The 3,176-nt window shown below is 72.6% G+C and carries 4 protein-coding genes; 2 read left to right on the top strand and 2 right to left on the bottom strand.

Going from position 1 to position 3,176, the window contains the following annotated elements; all coding sequences use genetic code 11:
- Nucleotides 1–96: 96 nt before the first annotated feature.
- The gene (locus MFF42_RS21550) at nucleotides 97–567 is read right to left on the bottom strand and encodes an SRPBCC family protein (protein ID WP_238257622.1); all 471 of its coding nucleotides are present in this window, start codon (nucleotides 565–567) and stop codon (nucleotides 97–99) included.
- 20 nt (nucleotides 568–587) lie between these two features.
- Entirely contained in the window at nucleotides 588–1,016 is a 429-nt protein-coding gene (locus MFF42_RS21555; protein WP_238257623.1) for a VOC family protein, read from the bottom strand.
- A 260-nt stretch (nucleotides 1,017–1,276) separates the two neighbouring features.
- Between MFF42_RS21555 and MFF42_RS21560 the strand changes: the two genes are divergently transcribed.
- Complete coding sequence (locus MFF42_RS21560) at nucleotides 1,277–2,083, top strand: SDR family NAD(P)-dependent oxidoreductase (protein ID WP_238257624.1); 807 nt, start codon at nucleotides 1,277–1,279, stop codon at nucleotides 2,081–2,083.
- Nucleotides 2,084–2,086: 3 nt separating this feature from the next.
- On the top strand, nucleotides 2,087–3,176 hold a 1,090-nt coding region (locus tag MFF42_RS21565; RefSeq protein ID WP_238257626.1), incomplete at its 3' end, for an FAD-dependent oxidoreductase.

Consider the following 3,176-nt stretch of genomic DNA (forward strand, 5'->3'; position numbering starts at 1 on the left):
GGGAGCGCCGCTTCCGGAAAGACCTGTGCCGGCCCCTCTCCCGCCCGCTCCGCGGGCACCCTCCCCCGCAGAGGGGGGAGGGTTTCAGGAAGCCATTCAGCCCAACCCCGTCACCACCTCGGTGAGCTGGTCGGCGCAGATTCCCCAGCCCTGCTCGAAGCCCATGGCCTCGTGCCGCTCGCGGTCCTCCATCGTCCAGTGGCGGGCGCGCGCCGTGTAGCGGGTGCCGCCGGCCTCGTCGGCGAAGGTGAGAATCACCGTCAGGAACGGTTTCTCGGAGGGCAGCCAGGCCGCGCTGTAGGCGTCGGTGACGACGAGGCGCGCGTCGGGCACCACCTCCAGGTAGACGCCCCGGTTGGGCAGATCCTGCCCGTCGGGGCTGCGCATCACGATGAGACTCGACCCGCCCGGCCGCACGTCGAGTTCGGCGACCGGCGTCGTGTAGGGTCGGGGCGCGAACCAGCGCTTCAGCAGGTCCGGCTCGGTCCAGGCGCGCCACAGCGCCCGGCGCGGGGCGGGAATCAGGCGCGTCAGGACGAGGTCGCGGGGATCGTCGGCATCGGCCATGGTCTGTCTCCCGGCTCGGGTCAGGCGGCGCGCTTGGCTTGGTTCATCGCCCAGATCACGCCGAACGGGTCGCGCAGCTGCCCGTAGACGTCGCCCCAGAACATCTCCTGGTAGGGCGTCACCACCTCGGCCCCCGCCGCGACCGCGCGGTCCCACCACGCCGCGATGTCCTCGACCGGCAGGAGCAGGCTGAAGGATTGCGGCGCCTTGAGCGGGTGGCCGTATTCGGGAAAGGCGTCGGAGAGCATCACCGAGGTGCCGTTGACGACCAAGTGGACGTGCATGGTCCGCCCCTTCTCGTCCGGGGGCACCGAGGCCAGGATCTCGGCACCGAAGGCCTTCTCGTAGAATTCCGCCGCGCGCAGGGCGCCGTCGACGGTGAGGTAGGCGACCACGCCGCCCTTCGGAGGAACGGCCGGCCCCGGCCCCGTCGCGTCGGTCTCGCTCATCGTCGGTCTCCCCTCGATTCGATGCGGTCGAGAGGGTGCCGCGTGCCGGCGCCGGGTGCAAAGCGATTTCGCACCGAGGCGTCTTTACGCGACGGACGACGCCGGTCCTTCATCCCGCCGCCTCGGCGGTCGGATCGCCGCAGCCCGGCGCCGGACCGGAACGATCGACGGCGCCCTCCGTTGGCCCGCGGCTTTCCCAGAGGGTCGCCCGCGCCGATACGAACGGTCGAACCGGACGCCGACAACGAAAAGGTCGATTCATGGATCTCGGCATCAGCGGCCGCGTCGCGGTGATCACCGGCGGCGATTCCGGCATGGGCTACGCGAGCGCGGAATATCTGCTGCGCGAGGGCGTGAAGGTCGTCCTGTCCGACGTGAAGGACAAGGAGCTGGAGGAGGCGGCCGGGCGCCTCGCCGCCCTCGGGGCCGTCAAGGCCTGCCAGGCGGATCTCTCGAATGATGCCGGCGCGCGCAAGCTGCGCGCGTTCGCCGACACGGCCTTCGATTCGCCCCCCACCATCCTCGTCAACGCCGCGGGCGTCACCGGCGCCACCGGCGACTTCCTGGAGATCGACGACGAGGGCTGGATGTCGACGATCCAGGCCGACCTGATGGCGGCGGTCCGCGTCGCCCGCGCCTTCATCCCCGGAATGCGCGCGCAGAAATGGGGGCGAATCATCTTCTTCACCTCCGAGGACGCGGTGCAGCCCTATGTCGAGGAGCTGCCCTACTGCGCCGCCAAGGCCGGGCTGATGAACCTGACCAAGGGCCTCTCCAAGGCCTACGGGCCGGACGGGGTGCTGGTGAACTCGGTGGCGCCCGCCTTCGTCGCGACGCCGATGACCGACGCGATGATGGAGAAGCGGGCCGAGGAACTCGGCGTCTCCTTCGACGAGGCGATCGAGAGCTTCCTGGAGGAGAAGCGCCCCGGCATCGTCGCCAAGCGCCGCGGCCGGGCGGACGAGGTCGCCGCGGCGGTGGCCTTCCTCTGCTCGGAACAGGCGAGCTTCATCACCGGCGAGAACCTGCGGGTCGATGGCGGCGCCGTGCTGACCATGGCGGCCTGAGCGATGCGGGAGCTGTCCTGCGACGTCGCGGTGATCGGCGCCGGCACCGCCGGCATCGCCGCCCACCGGGCCGCGCTCGAGGCGGGTGTCAGGTCGGTGCTGATCGAGCAGGGTCCCGGCGGCACCACCTGCGCCCGGGTCGGCTGCATGCCCTCGAAGCTGCTGATCACCGCGGCCGAGGCGGCGCACGAGGCCCGCGCGGCGCATCGGCTCGGCATCCATGTCGGCGAGGTGCGAATCGACGGCCGCGCGGTGCTCGGCCGGATGCGGGCCTTGCGCGACCGCTTCGTGGCCTCCGTCTTCGAGGGACTCGACCGGCTGCCGGAGGAGACGCGCCTGACCGGCCGCGCCGCGTTCGAGGGGCCGGACGCCCTGCGCATCGACGACCACACCCGCCTGCGCTTCGAGGCGGCGGTGCTGGCGACCGGCTCCAGCCCGAGCGTGCCCGAGCCGCTGCGGGGGCTCGGGCCGAGGCTCCTCACCACCGACACGGTGTTCGAGATCGAGGACCTGCCGGACTCGCTCGCCGTGCTCGGCGCCGGCCCGGTCGGGCTGGAACTGGCGCAGGCCATGGCCCGGCTCGGCGTGGCGACCAGCGTGTTCGATCCCGGCGACAGCCTCGGCGGCTTGAGCGATCCCGACCTGAAGCGGGCCGCCCGCGCGATCTTCTCGGAGAGCTTCGACCTGCATCTCGGGGCGAAGGTCGCGCGCGGCGAGCCCGACGGGGAGGGCGCGCGCCTTGGCTGGAGCGGTGACGCCGAGGGCGAGAAGCGCTTCGCCCGGGTGCTCGCCGCCGCGGGCCGCCCGCCGAACCTGCACGGGATCGGCCTCGATCGGACCGGCGCCCGCCTCGACGACCGCGGCACCCCCGCCTACGATTCCCGCTCGCTGCTCTGCGAGGGAACGCGCATCCTGATCGCGGGAGACGCCAACGCCGACCGCCCGGTGCTGCACGAGGCGAGCCGTCAGGGCCGCATCGCCGGGCGCAACGCCGCGCGGCTCGCGCGGGGGGAGGGCGCCGAGCGTCCGGAGCGCTGGGTGGCGCTCGCCATGGTGTTCAGCGACCCGCAGATCGCGGTGGTCGGCGGCGGCT

This window comes from Methylorubrum podarium, from assembly GCF_022179745.1.
Classification (GTDB): Bacteria; Pseudomonadota; Alphaproteobacteria; order Rhizobiales; family Beijerinckiaceae; genus Methylobacterium; species Methylobacterium podarium.

What these genes read in the sequence shown, in the direction of transcription:
- MFF42_RS21550 (WP_238257622.1), bottom strand. Translation starts at nt 567, where the DNA reads ATGGCCGATGCCGACGATCCCCGCGACCTCGTCCTGACGCGCCTGATT.
- MFF42_RS21555 (WP_238257623.1), bottom strand. Translation starts at nt 1,016, where the DNA reads ATGAGCGAGACCGACGCGACGGGGCCGGGGCCGGCCGTTCCTCCGAAG.
- MFF42_RS21560 (WP_238257624.1), top strand. Translation starts at nt 1,277, where the DNA reads ATGGATCTCGGCATCAGCGGCCGCGTCGCGGTGATCACCGGCGGCGAT.